Annotated in this window: 17 protein-coding genes and 1 tRNA gene; 16 read left to right on the top strand and 2 right to left on the bottom strand. The window is 45.4% G+C overall.

The window, feature by feature from the left end; genetic code table 11:
• Positions 1-123 precede the first annotated feature (123 nt).
• The 5 genes from FZC78_RS16495 to FZC78_RS16515 all read left to right on the top strand — a co-directional run bounded on the left by FZC78_RS16495 (position 124) and on the right by FZC78_RS16515 (position 6,157).
• Entirely contained in the window at positions 124-1,638 is a 1,515-nt protein-coding gene (locus FZC78_RS16495; protein ID WP_148941221.1) for a tetratricopeptide repeat protein, read from the top strand.
• Positions 1,639-1,839: 201 nt separating this feature from the next.
• A complete protein-coding gene (gene trxB, locus FZC78_RS16500) occupies positions 1,840-2,787 on the top strand; it encodes a thioredoxin-disulfide reductase (protein ID WP_148941222.1) in 948 nt (315 codons plus the stop codon).
• A 1,029-nt stretch (positions 2,788-3,816) separates the two neighbouring features.
• A complete protein-coding gene (locus tag FZC78_RS16505) occupies positions 3,817-4,275 on the top strand; it encodes an NUDIX hydrolase (protein ID WP_148941223.1) in 459 nt (152 codons plus the stop codon).
• A gap of 17 nt (positions 4,276-4,292) precedes the next feature.
• Complete coding sequence (gene rapZ, locus FZC78_RS16510) at positions 4,293-5,186, top strand: RNase adapter RapZ (RefSeq protein ID WP_148941224.1); 894 nt, start codon at positions 4,293-4,295, stop codon at positions 5,184-5,186.
• Positions 5,183-6,157 carry a gluconeogenesis factor YvcK family protein gene (locus FZC78_RS16515; protein ID WP_148941225.1) on the top strand — a complete coding sequence of 325 codons (975 nt, stop codon included), beginning with the start codon at positions 5,183-5,185 and terminating at the stop codon, positions 6,155-6,157. Before rapZ ends, FZC78_RS16515 begins: the two co-directional genes overlap by 4 nt.
• 113 nt (positions 6,158-6,270) lie before the next feature.
• On the opposite strand, the gene FZC78_RS24350 is transcribed toward FZC78_RS16515, so the two are convergent.
• Complete coding sequence (locus tag FZC78_RS24350; RefSeq protein WP_252183650.1) at positions 6,271-6,570, bottom strand: hypothetical protein; 300 nt, start codon at positions 6,568-6,570, stop codon at positions 6,271-6,273.
• Positions 6,571-6,604: 34 nt separating this feature from the next.
• Here FZC78_RS24350 and whiA point away from each other — a divergent pair, with 34 nt between their 5' ends.
• Entirely contained in the window at positions 6,605-7,552 is a 948-nt protein-coding gene (gene whiA / locus FZC78_RS16530) for a DNA-binding protein WhiA (protein WP_148941226.1), read from the top strand.
• Between the two features lie 28 nt (positions 7,553-7,580).
• Entirely contained in the window at positions 7,581-7,838 is a 258-nt protein-coding gene (locus tag FZC78_RS16535) for an HPr family phosphocarrier protein (RefSeq protein WP_148941227.1), read from the top strand.
• A 401-nt stretch (positions 7,839-8,239) separates the two neighbouring features.
• Here FZC78_RS16535 and clpP read toward each other — a convergent pair whose 3' ends face one another.
• Positions 8,240-8,839: an ATP-dependent Clp endopeptidase proteolytic subunit ClpP gene (gene clpP, locus FZC78_RS16540; protein WP_148941228.1), complete on the bottom strand. Its 600-nt coding sequence runs from the start codon at positions 8,837-8,839 to the stop codon at positions 8,240-8,242.
• A 1,120-nt stretch (positions 8,840-9,959) separates the two neighbouring features.
• Between clpP and FZC78_RS16550 the strand changes: the two genes are divergently transcribed.
• The 9 genes from FZC78_RS16550 to gpmI all read left to right on the top strand — a co-directional run bounded on the left by FZC78_RS16550 (position 9,960) and on the right by gpmI (position 18,549).
• A tRNA-Arg gene (locus tag FZC78_RS16550) sits at positions 9,960-10,031 on the top strand.
• Positions 10,032-10,201: 170 nt separating this feature from the next.
• On the top strand, positions 10,202-10,861 hold the full coding sequence (locus FZC78_RS16555) for a DsbA family oxidoreductase (protein ID WP_286365502.1): 660 nt from the start codon (positions 10,202-10,204) through the stop codon (positions 10,859-10,861).
• A 248-nt stretch (positions 10,862-11,109) separates the two neighbouring features.
• Complete coding sequence (gene rpoN / locus FZC78_RS16560; protein WP_148941229.1) at positions 11,110-12,396, top strand: RNA polymerase factor sigma-54; 1,287 nt, start codon at positions 11,110-11,112, stop codon at positions 12,394-12,396.
• Positions 12,389-12,646, top strand: coding sequence for a glutaredoxin family protein (locus FZC78_RS16565; RefSeq protein WP_148941230.1), 258 nt, complete (start codon positions 12,389-12,391; stop codon positions 12,644-12,646). The genes rpoN and FZC78_RS16565 overlap by 8 nt, the downstream gene beginning before the upstream one ends.
• A 141-nt stretch (positions 12,647-12,787) precedes the next feature.
• Positions 12,788-13,810 (top strand): sugar-binding transcriptional regulator, encoded by a 1,023-nt coding sequence (locus FZC78_RS16570; protein ID WP_148941231.1) that lies wholly within the window; start codon positions 12,788-12,790, stop codon positions 13,808-13,810.
• A 53-nt stretch (positions 13,811-13,863) separates the two neighbouring features.
• Complete coding sequence (gap, locus tag FZC78_RS16575) at positions 13,864-14,871, top strand: type I glyceraldehyde-3-phosphate dehydrogenase (RefSeq protein WP_148941232.1); 1,008 nt, start codon at positions 13,864-13,866, stop codon at positions 14,869-14,871.
• Positions 14,872-15,058: 187 nt separating this feature from the next.
• Complete coding sequence (locus tag FZC78_RS16580) at positions 15,059-16,243, top strand: phosphoglycerate kinase (protein ID WP_148941233.1); 1,185 nt, start codon at positions 15,059-15,061, stop codon at positions 16,241-16,243.
• A gap of 16 nt (positions 16,244-16,259) precedes the next feature.
• A complete protein-coding gene (tpiA, locus tag FZC78_RS16585) occupies positions 16,260-17,021 on the top strand; it encodes a triose-phosphate isomerase (RefSeq protein WP_148941234.1) in 762 nt (253 codons plus the stop codon).
• Positions 17,014-18,549, top strand: coding sequence for a 2,3-bisphosphoglycerate-independent phosphoglycerate mutase (gpmI, locus tag FZC78_RS16590; RefSeq protein WP_148941235.1), 1,536 nt, complete (start codon positions 17,014-17,016; stop codon positions 18,547-18,549). The genes tpiA and gpmI overlap by 8 nt, the downstream gene beginning before the upstream one ends.
• Position 18,550: the final 1 nt, after the last annotated feature.

The following is an 18,550-nucleotide window of genomic DNA, read 5'->3' on the forward strand; positions in this document are numbered from 1 at the left end:
GGGACTGTCCCTTTTAGCGGGCTAAAGGACTTATTTCCAGCAAATATCCTCTAGCGGTGGTTTAGCAACTGAAATATGTGTGTTATACTACTGTAGTTAATCTATACGTTTCGGAGGACTTTCATGAGAAAAGGTTCAAATGCAAGAAACGATAAAAGCAAAATTTTATCATTTGTCCCTACTGGCGAGTACTATTTCAATAAAGGAATCAAGGCTTACCACCGCCGGGAATTAAATAAATCAAAAAAATATCTTAACCGTGCTTTGCAGCTTGAGCCGTTAGAGCCGATGATCGCCTGCCAGCTTTCGATTGTGCACACGGAGATGGGCGAATATACACAATCCAACCAGCTTCTTCACCTCATCATCGACAGCCTGGACCCGCATATGACAGAATGCCATTACTTCCTGGCTAATAATTATGCTCACCTGGGCCTGTTCAAGGAAGCTTATACCCACGTGTCGAGTTATCTGGAAAAGGAAGAATACGGCGAATTCAGTGAGGATGCTGAAGAATTGCTGGAGATCCTTGAACTGGATTCAGACGAAGCGCTGGATACGCTTTATGAACATGACGAGTTGATTGCCAATCAGGATAAGGCGAGAAACCTGCTGGAATCAGGCAATTTCCAGAAGGCGGTCGATCTTTTGCAGGAAGTCATCAAGGACTTTCCGGAATATTGGTCAGCCTACAACAACCTGGCGCTGGCCTACTTCTATCTTGGCGACACAGATAAAGCAGCGGCTACACTGGAGGAAGTCATGGAGAAAAATCCAGGCAACCTTCATGCGTTGTGCAACACAGCTGTATTTTATTTTTATCAGCGAAGACATGAAGAGCTGCAGGATCTGGTCGAAGGGTTGGAAAAAATCCGTCCGATCCATTATGAGCAGCGTTACAAGCTTGGTGCGACATTCGCCTTGATTGGGCGTAATGAAAAAGCTTACGAGTGGCTGAAATCGCTCCAAAAGCTTGGCTTCCAGGGAGATGCCAGCTTCTATTACTGGCTCTCACACTCGGCTTATCATACGGGTCATGAGCAGACAGCAGAGCAGGCTTGGAAAAGGGTCCTGGAAGAAAATCCGGAAAAAGCCGGAATGGAACCATGGAGTGATGAAAATCCTCAAAGCGAAGGATTTGAAAATCACGTATCATCCATCCTGAAAAAGCTGAAAAGCGAATACCCGGAAGAGAGAATGTTCGGCCTGTTCCTGATTTCAGTGTCACGGCATCAGAAAGAAGTCCTGACTCATACTGATTTTGGCGCAGTCGATGACTTTACTCTGTCTGAAAAGCTTTATCTAGGAGAAATCTTGAAGGCGGATTCCAGAAAAGCAATTAAGAGCAGCAAGGAAATCAAGCATATTCATGAAACGGCATTGGAGCTTTATCAGCTGCATCATCCAATCAGTGCAGTGGACTCCGGTTTGTTCCTTACATGGTTCAGCATTGCCTGTAAACTGCTGGAGGCGGAAAAGTCTTTGAAGAACGCCAAAGCTTGTGCTGCGGCAACGGAATACATCTGGCACAGGCTGCGGGGAGAAAAGAAAACGAAAACCCTGATATCAGGAAAATATGGAATAACAACTGGCACTCTGAATAAATATCTTGAGACAGTAGAACTCTACTTGCCTTAAAATCGATGAATGAGCATATTCTTGGACGAATATGCTCTTCTTTTTATAGGATATGAGTAGATAGGAAATACTACAGAATAGCAGGATTTACAAAGATGAGCGCAGTGTAAGGATAGAGTGACAGGTTGCTCTGCCTTTTTTTTAGGGAAAAACCGGACTGCTTCTCTGTAAATTAAGACCTCGATTAAAGGAGTGTTCATTGTGTCAGAAGAAAAAATTTATGATGTCATAATCGTCGGCGCCGGCCCAGCCGGAATGACAGCTGCTGTATATACGTCCCGTGCGGCGCTTTCCACATTAATGCTGGAACGCGGCATCCCGGGCGGCCAAATGGCCAACACGGAAGAAGTGGAAAACTATCCGGGATTCGATCATATCCTGGGACCAGACCTTTCCAACAAAATGTTTGAGCATGCCAAAGCATTCGGTGCTGAATATGCGTATGGCGATATCAAGGAAATCGTTGATGGTGAAGAGTACAAGACGATCAAAGCTGGAGCAAAGGAATATAAAGCACGTGCCATTATTATCTCCACTGGCGCAGAATGGAAAAAACTTGGCGTGCCGGGCGAGAACGAACTTGGCGGCCGCGGTGTCTCCTACTGTGCAGTTTGTGACGGCGCATTCTTCAAAGGAAAAGACCTTGTGGTTGTCGGCGGAGGAGACTCTGCAGTCGAAGAAGGCGTATACCTTACACGCTTTGCCAACAAAGTGACGATCGTCCACCGCCGTGAAGAGCTGCGTGCGCAGAAGATCCTTCAGGACCGTGCGTTCAACAATGAAAAAGTTGATTTCATCTGGAACCATACGGTAAAAGAAATCAATGATAAAGACGGAAAAGTGGGAAGCGTAACATTGGTTTCCACAGAAAACGGCGAAGAAAAGCCATTCGATGCAGACGGTGTGTTCATCTACATCGGAATGCTGCCATTGACTAAGCCGTTCAGGGAATTAGGCATCACAAATGATATGGGCTACATCGAAACAAACGACAGAATGGAAACAAAGATTCCAGGAATCTTCGCTGCCGGAGATGTCCGTGAAAAAATGCTGCGCCAAATCGTGACAGCAACAGGTGACGGAAGCATTGCGGCCCAAGCGGCACAGCATTACGTTGAAGAACTTGTGGAAAAGCTGGAAGGAAAGTAAGATACAAATCTGACAAAAGTCTGTCGGAAAATCTGTAAGACGACATATAGAAAAAGGAAGAGAGCCTTAGAAATACAAGGCTCTTCCCCATTCGACAGCCTTTGTCTAAAATTACGGAAACTTGTTTAGAAATAATTAACAATCCGTAATAGCGTCTTAAACGTACTGTAACATTAGTGCAACACATTCCGGGTAATATAGATAATAAGAAATTGACCCCCTTTTAAGAAATAAATCCCTTTAGGACACAGGAACCGCCTGTGTCCCCTTTTTTTTATCCCTTTACTTTATTTCACTAACGCATTAAAACGTATAGTACCTTTGCGTTGCTTTAAAAAGCGCAAAAGTTAGTCAAGGCAGTTCCAGCGGCCGAGTGTCCGTACCCACTGGAACGGACTTAGCTCCTCGGGATCAAATAAACTCAAGAGAATAAAAGGAAGAGCGCCTTTTTTTCTCTTGAGAACATTTGCCTGTCGGAGCTGAACGGGCCGCTTCCACTTTTTAGTCAATCCAGTTGCAGCGGCCGAGGGTCCGTACCCACTGGAACGGACTTAGCCCCTCGGGGTCAAATAACCCTCAGCGAATAAAAGGAAAGCCCGCCTTTTTTTCTCTTGAGAACATTTGCCTGTCGGAGCTGAACGGGCCGCTTCCACTTTTTAATCAATCCAGTTGCAGCGCCCAGCCCCTCGGGGTCAAATAACCCTCAGCGAATAAAAGGAAAGCCCGCCTTTTTTTCGCTGAGGAACATTTGCCTGTCGGTGCTGTTCAGGGCGCTTCCAATTTTTAGTCAATCCAGTTGCAGCGGCCAGCCCCTCGGGATCAAATAACCTCAAGAGAATAAAAGGAAGAGCGCCTTTTTTTCTCTTGAGAACATTTGCCTGTCGGAGCTGAACGGGCCGCTTCCACTTTTTAGTCACACATGGTAAGTGTTCGAACATTGTGGGAGCGGTACAATCATAGTATAATAAAGAGCATGACAAAACCGAAATTACGGTAATCCGAACAGAAGTAAAGCTTGAGGTGAAGTTAATGCAGCGAGTGACGAATTGTTTATATATGAATGAAGATAAAGTCCTTCTGCTTCAGAAGCCGCGCCGAAACTGGTGGGTAGCACCGGGCGGAAAGATGGAGCAGGGTGAATCGATCCGCGATGCGGTCATTCGGGAGTACCGCGAAGAAACAGGTATTTACCTGCGCAATGCTGACGTTAAAGGAATTTTCACTTTTATTATAAAAGACGGCGATAAAATTGTTTCAGAGTGGATGATGTTTTCCTTTTTTGCTACTGAAGCCGACGGCGTCAACTTGACAGAATCCGAAGAGGGCGTCCTGGAATGGCACGACCTTGAAGCGATCAAGAACCTGCCAATGGCAGAAGGAGACCGCCACATATTGGAATACATGGTGCATGGCAAAGGGACGATCTACGGAACCTTTACCTATACACCGGATTTTAAACTGCTCGCCTACAAACTGGATCCAAGTTAACCAAGGGGGAAGAGAACATGAGTACAGGTGCAACTAACGATGGTCAATTGGTGATCATAACCGGAATGTCCGGAGCGGGAAAGACCGTTGCCATACAAAGTTTTGAAGATTTAGGGTTTTTCTGTGTAGATAACCTGCCGCCCACTCTCCTTCCAAAATTCCTTGAATTGATGAAAGAATCAGGGACCAAGATGAACAAAGTCGCATTAGGAATGGATCTGAGAGGCCGAGAGTTCTTCGACCACTTGATCCAGGGGCTCGATGACCTGGGGGAAACCTCCTGGGTGAACCCGCAAATCCTTTATCTTGATGCAGACGACTCATCCCTGGTCAGGCGTTATAAAGAAACGCGGCGTTCCCATCCGCTTGCTCCATCCGGCTTGCCAATGGAAGGGATCAAGCAGGAAAGGCTGCTTTTGGAAGAGCTGAAAGGCCGCGCTCAGACCATATATAATACTTCATCCATGAAGCCAAGAGAGCTGAGGGAGAAGATCCTAAAGGAATTCTCAGTGAACAAACGATCGATTTTTACCGTTAACGTCATTTCTTTTGGCTTTAAGCACGGCATCCCAATCGATGCTGATCTGGTATTCGATGTAAGATTCCTGCCGAACCCTCATTATATTGACCATATGAGGCCGCGGACAGGCTTGGAGGAGGATGTATCCAAGTATGTCCTAAAGTGGAGTGAAACACAGAAGTTCCTTGAGAAAGTAACGGATCTCCTCACCTTCATGCTTCCGCACTATAAACGAGAAGGAAAAAGCCAGCTTGTCATCGCCATCGGCTGTACAGGCGGACAGCATCGTTCCGTGGCGCTGGCTGAATATCTCGGCCGCCACTTCGAGAATGATTACACTACCAAGATCTCGCACAGGGACATCAAGAAGAAACGGGAACCTCTGGCATGAAAAAAAACATTGATCCCAAGATAGTGATCATCGGCGGCGGGACAGGACTGCCTGTTCTTCTCAGAGGGCTTAAAACATATCCTTTAGATATAACGGCCATTGTAACCGTAGCTGACGATGGAGGAAGTTCAGGGCGCCTGCGCGATGATCTGAATGTTCCTCCTCCCGGTGACATAAGAAATGTCATTGCGGCTTTGTCAGAAGTGGAGCCGCTTATCGAGCAGATGTTTCAGCACCGATTTGAAACGTCCAACGAATTATCGGGCCATTCACTCGGCAATCTAATCCTGGCAGCTTTCACCTCGATAACAGGCGACTTTGTCCATGCCATTCAAGAAATGAGCAGGGTCCTGAACGTGAAAGGAAAGGTACTTCCCTCTGCGAACCAGAGCGTCGTTCTGAATGCGGAAATGGAAGACGGCACCATTGTTTCCGGAGAATCGAAAATTCCATTCTCCGGTAAAAAAATTAAGCGTGTCTTCCTGACGCCGGGCACCATCATTCCGGTATCAGAAACCATCCGTGCCATCCGTGAAGCCGACTTAATCGTCATTGGTCCAGGCAGCTTATACACCAGTATCCTGCCAAATTTACTGGTGCCGGAAATCGGCAAGGAAGTCAGCAAAGCTAAAGCTCAAAAGGTGTATATATGCAACCTGATGACACAGGCAGGGGAAACGCTCGATTTCACAGCCAGTGACCATGTGAAAGCCATCTACGATCATCTTCACGACGGTTTCATTGATACGATTATTGTGAACAATGAACAAGTGCCTCGGGAAATAGAAGCCCGCTACGAAGAAGAAATGGCGAAACCGGTCATCTTTGATTTTGAAAAATTGTCTTCCATGGGGTTAAAGGTCATAGAGGATGAAATCATTTCCTACTTCGAAGGTGTTATCAGGCATGATACCGGTAAAGTGGCAGAGATTATTTTCTCCCTTATCGATAAACCCCACCGGGTAGAATAAAGAATAACCACTGTACATGACAGCGGGAAAAAGTGTCTTAGCTTACGCAGTGAGTGCAAGCGTTTGTCCTGGTTTAGGTAATTTGATAGCCAACTGTGGATACATTAACCAAGTTATCCACATTCAGTCCTTCGGGATATTTGCCTGTCGGGGCTGAGCAGGCTGCTTACGCTTTTGTTTCGTCCAGCTTCAGCGCCTAGCCCCTCGGGGTCAAATAACCCTAAGAGAAGAAAAGGAAAGAGCACCTTTTTTTCTCTTAGGAACATTTGCCTGTCGGGGCTGATCAAGGTGCTTACGCTTTTGTTTCGTCCAGCTTCAGCGCCTAGCCCCTCGGGGTCAAATAACCCTAAGAGAAGAAAAGGAAAGATCGCCTTTTCTTCTCTTAGGAACATTTGCCTGTCGGGGCTGATCAAGGCGCTTACGCTTTTGTTTTAGGGAGGTGAAGAGATGTCGTTTGCTTCAGTGACAAAAAAAGAGTTAACCAATCTCGATTTGAAAGATTGCTGCTCGAAGGCGGAACTATCCGCTCTTATCAGGATGAATGGTTCACTATCCTTTGCCAACAAATCCCTGATCGTCAATATCCAGACGGAAAATGCAGCAATCGCAAGACGGATTTACTCTTTGATCAAGAAGAATTTCGATACGCCAGTGGAACTGCTGGTCCGCAAGAAAATGCGGCTGAAAAAGAATAATGTGTATATCGTACGATTGAATGAAGACACAAAGGAAATCCTCGAAGACCTTCATATTCTTGGAGAGGGATTCACCATCATCCATGATATCTCTGCACAGCTTGTCCAAAAAAAATGCTGCCGCCGCTCGTATCTTCGTGGCGCCTTCCTGGCTGGAGGATCAGTCAATAATCCTGAAACCTCATCCTATCACTTGGAAATTTTCTCCTTATATCAGGAGCATAACGAGGCACTTTCCGAACTGATGAACAGTTTCGGCTTGAACAGCAAAACCTTGGAACGCAAAAAGGGATTCATCACATATCTTAAAGAGGCGGAAAAAATCACCGAATTCCTGAATGTGGTTGGTGCGCATGGTGCCTTATTAAGATTTGAAGATGTGAGGATTGTAAGAGATATGAGGAATTCAGTCAACCGGCTTGTAAACTGTGAGACAGCGAACCTCAATAAAACAATAGGTGCTGCCCTAAGACAGGTTGAAAACATCCGGTATATCGAACAGACAGCGGGCCTTGGAATACTGCCCGACAAGCTCAGGGAAATCGCCGAGCTGAGAGTCACCTATCAAGACGTTACTCTGAAAGAACTTGGGGAAATGGTTTCAGGGGGGAACATCAGCAAGTCAGGCATCAACCATAGACTCCGTAAAATAGATGATATCGCAGAAAAACTGCGTGCTGGTGATAGAATCAAACACTAACTAAATATGAACAAAGGGGAGAAGGAGCATGTTTGAACAAAAAGTAGAGGTAAAATTAAAAACCGGCCTGCAAGCCCGCCCGGCAGCTTTATTCGTACAGGAAGCCAACCGCTTTTCATCAGAGGTTTTCCTAGAAAGGAACGGTAAGAAAGTCAACGCCAAAAGCATCATGGGATTGATGAGCCTTGCCGTAAGTTCCGGAACTGAAATCAGCTTGATCGCTGACGGTTCAGACGAAGAAGAAGCTGTAAAACACCTCGCTCAATTTGTACAGAAAGAAAGCTGATTAGGAGAACCCGCCCTTTTTATAGGTTGGGTTCTTTATTTTTGAGAGCATGCGTGCTGCTGCGGTGGATTGCTGTTATGGAAGTCTTGCTATCAACGATAATGGAGATCCTATCAACGAAATCGCTTGTCCTATCGCCGAAATGGCAGTTCTATCAACGATTTCCGTACTCCTATCGACGAAAACCTAAAGTCTATCAACGAACCGCAACTACTTAATGAACCTTTAATAGATCAAACCATCGTTTGTCCCCCAGCCGAGCTGGGGCTTCTGACAGCTTGCCTGCTGGAAAGAAGCGGAAGCGGTCACTTGTGAATGAAAGATCATCGTATTTAGCCCAGTAAGAAAATGAACAAAGAAAAAAAGAGCACCCGAGTTAACGGATGCTCTTCAAAACTTGATTATTTATTTTCATTCATATCATTTCTTGTGATGATGCGGTCAATCAAACCGTACTCAAGCGCTCTTTCAGCTGTCATGAAGTTGTCGCGGTCTGTATCTCTTGAAACCACTTCTAGAGACTGGCCAGTGCGGTCAGCAAGGATTTGGTTAAGCTTTTCACGCAAGAACAAGATGCGTTTTGCAGCGATTTCGATTTCTGTTGCTTGACCTTGTGCTCCTCCAAGCGGCTGATGGATCATGACTTCAGCATTTGGAAGGGCGAGGCGTTTGCCTTTCGCACCTGCAGCAAGCAGGAATGCACCCATGGATGCGGCCATACCGATACAGATCGTTTGTACATCAGGCTTGATGTATTGGATTGTATCGTAGATAGCCATACCAGCAGTGATGCTGCCGCCAGGGCTGTTGATGTAGATGGAAATATCCTTTTCAGGGTTTTCTGATTCTAGGAATAGCAATTGCGCAACGATGGAGTTGGCAACATTATCATCAATGCCGCTTCCCAGCATGATAACGCGGTCTTTCAGCAGGCGGGAATAAATATCATACGCACGCTCGCCGCGGTTTGTTTGTTCAATAACTGTCGGAATTAAGTTCATCTTATTTCCTCCTTCGATCAATTAATGTTATGTTTGAAACATACAAATACTTTATGTACTGATATAATACACCAGTTGGTCAATAAAGGTCAAACGATTCAACCTCCCAGGGCATAAAAATCCTTCGACAATCCTTTCTACATGATACCCATCCATTCCTTTTTTAAACTATGCTTGTTATTATTGAAAAATTATTGTTTGTTTCAGTTAACAAATAATTTCCGATGTGATTTCCGCTTCAGGTACCCGACTCCGCGGGGCGGGCGTTGAGCCTCCTCGACTGCATAAAAAGCGAAAGCGGCCGTTCAGCGACGTACAGATTTTAGGGCTCTCGCATGAGATAAAGGAATCACGAAGAGCGTAAGCGATTCGATGATGACTTATCTATATAAAGTGGAATGGCCCCGCTCAGCGGCGTACGGACTGGACTGACTCCGCATGAGATAAAGGAAACACAACGAACATAGTGAGTTGATGTTGACTTATCGCAAGGAGGAGGCAGGGAAGTACGCTAGCCGCCTTAGGCCATGCAGCTAGATTAGCAAGGAGAGAGACCGAAATCTGCTAGTCGCTAAGTCCGTTCCAGTGGGTACGGACCCACGGCCGCTGGAGCTGGATTCGCCTGTATAAAAAGTGGAAGCGCCCTGATTAGACCCGACAGGCAAATGTTCCAAAGAGAAAAAAAGCGGTCTTTCCTTTTATTCTCTTGGGGTTATTTGACCCAGAGGGGCTGGGCGCTGCAACTGGATTGGGGGTATCACCTGTCCCGCTAGTCCCGCAGGAGGTCGGGTACCTTCCGCTCCAATCATACTAATATCATTGTTGTTAAAAAGCGTTAGTAACTAAACAGTGGGTAGCAAACCTTATTTAGACCCTAGCCCCCCTCTCATAATCTCTATATCAACAGAGTATAACCTGACCTTGCAAACCGCTGTCCAATAATACTCAAATGATTGATTTCATTGTTGTTGGCAAAGATTCATTTAGAGATTATTGGCAGTCAGGAGTAGGCAGCCTTGTTTTAATCTTTCACAATATCTTATCCTCCAATCCTCAAAACCTATTGCATTTCCACTGCTTCTGGACTATAATAAGATTTCGTACGCTTGTCGTACAGCTTGCCCTCGTGGTGCAACGGATAGCACGTAAGATTCCGGTTCTTAAAATGGGGGTTCGATTCCCTCCGAGGGCGTTGCCAAGGCTCCTGCGCATTTGCGCGGGAGCTTTTTTACTGTCTATTCACAGAGCAAATCACGTGTAAAAATTAACGTTGCACTCTATACTAAAGGAGAATATAGATTTGGAGGGATTAATATGTTGCACATCGAAATGTGGACTGACTTCGCTTGACCATTCTGCTATATTGGCAAAAGGCGTCTGGAGGACGCCATTAAGCAGATTGACCATCCGATTGAAGTAACTTACAGATGCTTTGAATTGGATCCGACAGCAGAGCGTGATATAAATGAAAATATATATGAAAAACTGGCTAAGAAGTATGGCATGAGCATAGAGGCAGCCAAAGCCAATACTCAAAATATGGTGAATATGGCAAAAGAAGCTGGCTTAGACTATCACATGGATACGATGGTACTGACCAATACGTTTGATGCTCACCGTTTGACAATGTATGCCAAAACCAAAGGCTTGATGAAAGAGATGACCGAGCGGATTTTACATGCGTTATTTACTGAATCCAAACATATCGGTGATCACGAAACATTAACAGATCTAGCGGCAGAGGTAGGATTGGACCGTGAAGCAGTGGCTAAAATGCTTGCCAGCGATGAAATGGCGGATGAAGTCCGTGCTGATGAGAGGGCTGCCCAGCAGATTGGCGTATCTGGAGTTCCTTTCTATCTTATCGATAAAAAATATGCATTAACAGGTGCCCAGCCAACTGAGGTATTTGTTCAAGCGCTGCAAAAAGTAATTGCAGAAAGCCAAATCACGGTATTGAACAGCGACAGCAGTGACGGAGTTATCTGTGACGAAAGTGGCTGTGAGATTCCGAAAAAATAACGGTTCTTTTATAAGAAGCCAGTTTCGTTTCTCTTAAAAGGAGAAACGGAGCTGGTTTTTCATTTGTTATTATTCCTGTTGGATACCGAAACCGCATGGCTTTATCTGCCTCACAATGAGTAAAAGTCCTCAGATTTATTCCTAAGGGTTCCAACCCGCCTAACTCACATCTTTCTTCACTCAACCCTACTTATTTCCATACACTGAACCGGCTTTCTGTTGTAGAATAAAGGAAGGAGGGATCAGGAATGAAGCTCAATACCGAATTATGGCAGGGGCAGTCATTGAAATTGAATATGACCCAGCAGCTGACACAGGCGATTGAATTGCTGCAATATTCCTCTCAGGAATTGAATGCTTATTTGGAAAACAAAGCTTTGGAGAATCCGCTTCTTCAGCTTGAGCCTGTTTCCCATGAGGAACGGAAAAGAAGCCGTGAGAACAGCGGTATGGGTATCGACTGGATTGAAGAAGTAGCAGTGCCTCAGTCTGCTCTTTGGGAGCACTTAATTTCGCAGTTTAACTTGAAAACGCTTACCAATGAGGATCGTAATATACTGTCTCTTTTGGTCGACAGTATGGATGAAAACGGATATTTACCATCTAATGTAGACAGTATTTTTGATGAGGCAGATTTCCCTCGATATATAGAAATGATTCATGGGTTGGAGCCGGCTGGAATCGGCGCGAGGAATTTGAAGGAATGCCTCCTGCTGCAAATTCGCAGGGATCCAGAAGCTCCTGAGCATGCCTATGCCATTATAGATGAACACTTTGTAGACTTTTGTGAAAAAACGTGGAAGAAGATTGCGAATGAGAAGGGGATTTCTTTAGCTGACATCCAAGTGACCGCCGATTATGTGAAGGCGCTTAATCCGCGTCCGGGTGCCAGGTTCTCGGTTGATCCCTCTCATTATATCCGCCCTGAAATGGTTGTCACCGCCAACAGGGATGGCCTGGATGTTGCTTTACTTCATGGAAATGTAATGAAAGTTTTATATAATAAAGGATATGAATCACTGATCTCTGCTTCGGAGGATGAAGAAGGTTTAAAGTTCCTCCGTGATAAACGACAGGAATTTCAGTGGATCCTCAGGATGCTGGATCAGCGCCGGTCTACTCTACTGAAAGTCGGCCGATCCCTGGTCGAAAGGCAGGAGGATTTTTTTAGGTTTGGACCGAAGAGGTTGAAACCTTTGACTCTAAGAGAAGTTGCGGAGACAATAGGGGTCCATGAATCCACCATCAGCAGGGCAGTCAGAGGGAAGTATATCGGTACTCCTTTTGGCACCTTTGAAATGAAAGCCCTGTTCGTGAGCGGTGTAGGAAAAGATGAAGATTCCTCATCGTCTGAGAGGGTCAAGGCGGAAATCATGAGTTTGGTAAATAAGGAAGATAAACAGAAGCCTTTATCAGACCAGGCAATTGCTGTGATGCTGAAGGAACACGGAATGAGCGTTTCGAGAAGAACCGTGGCAAAGTACAGGGACCAGTTGAATATTCCCTCATCTACAAGGAGAAAGAGATATGAATGAAGAGACTTTACCCATTATTACCTTTTATACGAGAAGCCGGTGCCCTCTATGCGAAGACGCCAAACTCATGCTCAATCTGATTAAAGATGATATACCTTTCGTTTTAAAAGAGTATGATATCGATGAAAGTGACGAGCTGACAGAGCGGTTCGGATTGATGATTCCGGTTGTGGAAATAAACGGGGAAATCATCCAATATGGGCAAATTGATTATTTTACAATTAGTAAACGGTTACATGAGAAATCTTGAGTTTTAATAGTTGAATTTTCGTTCGTCCCTTGCTAAACTTAGCTTTGAAAGCAGGGATGAATTTTTTTTGCACTAAGTGGGACATAATATGTCTATGATGGACATAATGAGTCCAGCTAAATAACTTTAAGGGGCTTTTCGATGGAATCAATCATTGATATACAAAAACGATTATTACCAGACCTGCTCCAGGTTATGCAAAAAAGACATCTCATTCTCAAATCGGTACGATTGATGCAGCCGGTCGGAAGAAGAAGCCTTGCCCATTCACTCGGCATGACTGAAAGAGTCCTGAGAAGCGAAGTCGAATTTCTCAAAGACCAGGATCTGATTGAGATCAAATCATCAGGCATGATCATTACCACCGAGGGGGAGCTGCTGCTAAAGAAGACCGCTGACATGATGAGAGAGATCACAGGAATCGATTCTATGGAAAAGAAGTTGAAGTCTTTACTCAATCTTCATGAAGTTTTTATCGTTCCTGGGAATAGTGATGAGTCTCCCTGGGTAAAAGAAGAATTAGGCAGATCTGCGGAAGCGCGTATGAAAAATCTTCTGGATGGAGATAATATCATCGCGGTAACCGGAGGATCGACTATGGCGGCTGTGGCTGAAAAGCTGACGCCGGAATTCTCTGAAGACCAGGTGCTTTTCGTCCCGGCTAGAGGCGGAATTGGCGAGGATGTTAAAAACCAGGCCAATACGATCTGTGCCAAAATGGCGGAGAGGACAGGCGCCAAACATAAGGTGCTGTATGTCCCGGATCAGGTGAGTACAGAAGTGTACAAGTCTTTCATCAAAGAACCGGACATCAAGGACGTGCTGGGCCTGATCAAGTCTGCTCATATCGTGCTTCACGGAATTGGCGATGCAGTCACAATGGCCGAGCGCAGAAGAACCAGTAAAGAGGTTTTTGATAGAATCCTTGCGGGGAAAGCGGTCGGGGAAGCATTTGGCTATTACTTCGACGAAGAAGGCGAGGTCGTACATAAAGTGACGACTGTAGGCTTGCAGCTGGAAGACCTGAAGGACAAATCGAACGTCATTGCGGTCGCTGGCGGCCGTTCAAAGGCGAAGGCCATAAGAGCCTACTTCAAAAGCGTCCCTCATTCGACGATCCTGATCACGGATGAAGGCGCGGCAAAAGAGCTTTTAAAAGGGTAATACCTTTTGAAATATAAAAATTTCCTTAACCATTCTAAAGGAGGACATTATTCATGACAGTAAAAGTTGGAATTAACGGATTTGGACGTATCGGACGCGTAGTATTCCGCGCAGCACTTAAGAACGATAACATTGAGGTTGTAGCAGTTAATGACTTAACAGACGCTAACATGCTTGCACACCTTTTACAATATGACACTGTACACGGAAAGCTTGATCAAGAAGTATCTGTAGACGGTGACTACTTGGTAGTCGGCGGCAAGAAAGTAAAAGTATTGGCTGAGCGCGATCCTGCTCAACTTGGATGGGGAGACCTTGGCGTAGATGTTGTAATTGAATCTACAGGCCGTTTCACTAACCGTGCAGACGCTGCGAAGCATCTTGATGCAGGCGCTAAAAAAGTTATCATCTCTGCTCCGGCTAAAGATGAGGATATCACAGTCGTTATGGGTGTTAACGAAGACAAATACGATGCTGGAAGCCACCATGTAATCTCAAACGCTTCTTGTACAACTAACTGTCTTGCTCCTTTCGCGAAAGTACTTAATGACAAATTCGGTATCAAACGCGGTATGATGACAACTATTCACTCTTACACAAATGACCAGCAGATCCTTGACCTTCCGCACAAAGATTACCGTCGTGCTCGTGCAGCTGCTGAAAACATCATCCCAACAACAACTGGTGCTGCAAAAGCAGTTTCCCTTGTTCTTCCTGAACTTGAAGGCAAATTGAATGGTGGAGCAATGCGTGTACCGACTCCAAACGTTTCTTTAGTTGACCTTGTTGCGGAACTTGATAAAGACGTAACAGTTGATGAAGTGAACAGCGCTCTTAAAGAAGCGTCTGAAGGCAAGCTTAAAGGTATCCTTGGTTACAGCGAAGAGCCGCTTGTATCCACTGACTACAACGGCAACCCTGATTCTTCTACTATCGATGCCCTATCTACAATGGTAATGGAAGGCAGCATGGTTAAAGTAATCTCTTGGTACGATAACGAAAGCGGATATTCCAACCGTGTTGTAGATCTTGTTGATTACATCGCTTCTCAAGGTCTGTAAGATATATTTTAAAAAGTGATATCCTAAATGATGCAATGTGACATAATTTATTGGGCAATTGTTGGATAAATTATGTCCCAGCATCTATAATGAAATGGGATGAAGGGGAGCGGGGAGGATTCCCCGCTCTTCTTTTTTCAAATAACGGGGTTAATTGTCCCGATTATCCAGAAGGAGGCCTTTTGAAATGAACAAACAAACAATCAAGGATCTCGATTTGAAGGGTAAACGCGTATTTTGCCGTGTTGACTTCAATGTACCGATGAGTGAAGGGAAAGTGACGGATGAAACGCGCATCAAAGCCGCGCTTCCAACAATCCAATACTTGTCCGAGCAGGGGGCAAAAGTAATTCTTGCCAGCCATCTTGGGCGTCCAAAAGGCCAGGTTGTTGAAGAGTTAAGATTGACTCCTGTTGCGAAACGCCTTTCAGAACTGCTTGGAAAAGACGTGGCAAAAACAGACGAAGCTTACGGAGATTCCGTTAAGGCTGAAATCGAAAAAATGAGTGAAGGCGATGTCCTGCTGCTTGAAAACGTCCGATTCTATCCAGGCGAAACGAAAAACGATCCTGAGCTTGCCAAAGAATTCGCGGCACTTGCAGATGTATACGTGAACGATGCATTCGGAGCTGCCCACAGAGCGCATGCTTCCACTGCTGGTGTTGCGGAACATCTTCCGGCAGCAGCTGGCTACCTGCTTGAGAAAGAGCTGGAGGTCCTGGGCAAAGCACTGACTACTCCGGAAAGACCTTTCACTGCGATTATCGGAGGAGCGAAGGTAAAAGATAAAATTGGTGTTATTGATAACCTGCTGGATAAAGTAGATAACTTAATCATCGGCGGAGGACTTGCATACACATTCGTGAAAGCACAAGGCCATGAGGTTGGAAAGTCCCTGCTGGAAGAAGATAAAATTGATTTAGCCAAACAATTCATGAAAAAAGCAGAAGAAAAAGGCGTCAAATTCTATATGCCTGTTGATGTGGTGGTCGCTGACGATTTCTCTAACGATGCGAACACGAAAGTTGTTCCAATTGAAGAAATTCCTTCTGACTGGGAAGCATTGGACATCGGTCCTAAGACACAAGAGCAATATGCCAGTGTCATTAAAGATTCCCGCTTAGTCATCTGGAATGGACCAATGGGTGTATTTGAAATTGAAAAGTTTGCGAATGGCACAAAGGCCGTTGGTCAAGCTTTAGCCGATGCTGCAGATACATATTCTGTCATTGGCGGAGGCGATTCAGCCGCAGCGGTTGAAAAATTCGGCCTGGCTGATAAGATGAGCCACATCTCCACTGGCGGCGGTGCTTCCCTTGAATTCATGGAAGGAAAAGAACTTCCGGGAGTAGCAGCACTAAACGATAAGTAAGGAAAGGATGATTAATATGCGTAAACCGATTATTGCAGGAAACTGGAAAATGAATAAAACAATGTCAGAGGCAAAAGCTTTTGCTGAAGAGGTAAATGGTCTTGTACCTTCCTCCGATAAAGTGGAATCAGTGATCTGTGCACCAGCATTGTTCCTGGACCGTTTAGTAGAAAGCACGGCTGACTATCAGGTGGAGGTCGGCGCTCAAAACATGCACTTTGAGGAAAGCGGCGCCTTCACAGGGGAAACAAGCCCTAAAGCGTTACAAGACCTAGGTGTGAAATACGTGATCCTAGGACATTCCGAACGCCGTGAACTTTTCGGTGAAACGGATGAGTCTGTGAATAAAAAGACTCTTGCGGCATTTAACTACAACCTCACTCCAATCGTGTGTGTCGGAGAAACGTTAGAACAGCGTGAAGGTAATGAGACAAAAGAAATCGTCGGCGGCCAAGTGAATAAAGCACTTCAAGGCCTGACAGAAGATCAAGTAAAATCAACTGTCATTGCTTACGAGCCTATCTGGGCAATCGGAACAGGCAAATCTTCTACAGCAGAAGATGCCAATGAAGTCTGCTCTCACATCCGCCAGACGGTCGCTGAGCAGTTCTCACAAGAAGCAGCAGATGCGCTTCGCATTCAATACGGCGGAAGCGTTAAGCCTAACAATATCGGTGAATATATGGCACAATCAGATATCGATGGAGCGCTTGTAGGAGGAGCGAGCCTTGAGCCGCAATCTTTCTTGCAGCTATTGGAGGCAGGTTCCAATGAGTAAGTCTCCTGTTGCTCTAATCATCTTAGATGGATTTGCACTGCGTCAAGAGGACAAGGGTAATGCTGTCACACAAGCAAATAAACCGAATTTCGATCGTTACTGGAACAAGTTTCCGCATAGCACTCTGAAGGCGAGCGGCGAAGCAGTCGGCCTGCCTGAAGGGCAAATGGGCAACTCCGAAGTCGGCCACCTGAACATCGGTGCTGGACGTGTGGTCTATCAAAGTTTGACGCGCGTTAATGTTTCCATCCGCGAAGGCGAGTTTGAGAAGAATCAAACTTTCGTTGATGCGATCGAACATGCAAAAAGCAAAAACAAAGGACTCCATATTTTCGGCCTGTTGTCTGACGGCGGCGTCCACAGCCACATTGAGCATTTATTTGCTCTATTGAGAATGGCTGCTGCCGAAGGGTTGAAAAAAGTGTATGTACATGCATTTCTTGATGGCCGTGATGTGTCTCCGAAATCAGCTGAGACATACATTATGCAAACAGAGGAAGTTATGCGTGAACTGGGCGTGGGTGAATTCGCAACCATCTCTGGCCGTTACTATTCCATGGACCGCGACAAGCGCTGGGACCGTGTCGAAAAAGCGTACCGTGCCATGGTTTATGGCGAAGGCCCGGAATACTCAAACCCATTGGAAGTCGTTGTCGATTCTTACGACAATGGAATCTTCGATGAATTCGTACTTCCATCCGTCATTAAAAAAGAAAACGGTGAACCGGTTGCGACGATTAATGAAGAAGATGCAGTCATCTTCTATAACTTCAGGCCGGACCGCGCCATCCAGATTTCAAATACATTTACAAATGATGATTTCCGTTCCTTTGAGAGAGGTCCGAAACATCCCAAGAACCTTCACTTTGTGTGCCTGACACACTTCAGTGAAACAGTTGACGGCTATGTCGCATTCAAATCAGTGAATCTGGATAACACGCTAGGGGAAGTCCTTTCACAAAACAATTTGAAGCAGCTGCGGATTGCTGAGACTGAAAAGTATCCTCACGTAACCTTCTTTATGAGCGGCGGACGTGAAGATGAATTTCCGGGTGAAACAAGAATCCTGGTTAATTCTCCTGACGTCGCAACCTATGACCTTAAGCCTGAAATGAGTGCTTACGAGGTCACTGAGGCTTTATTAAATGAAGTTCAAAATGACCGGCAGGATGCCATCATTCTTAACTTTGCCAATCCTGATATGGTCGGGCACTCCGGAATGCTTGAACCGACCATCCAGGCAATTGAAACGGTTGACGAATGCCTTGGAAAAATTGTCGATCTGATTTTAGAAAAAGGCGGTACGGCTATAATCACTGCCGATCATGGAAATGCTGATGAAGTGGTCACTATGGAAGGCAATCCAATGACCGCCCATACAACGAATCCTGTACCAGTCATTGTGACAAAAGAAGGAATGTCCCTTCGTGAAGACGGAATCCTTGGAGATCTTGCTCCAACGATGCTCGACCTTTTAAATATAAACAAGCCGGTTGAAATGACAGGCACAACCCTATTAAAAAAATAAA

Origin of the sequence: Rossellomorea vietnamensis, from assembly GCF_008180415.1 — a bacterium.
GTDB classification, from domain to species: domain Bacteria; phylum Bacillota; class Bacilli; order Bacillales; family Bacillaceae_B; genus Rossellomorea; species Rossellomorea vietnamensis_C.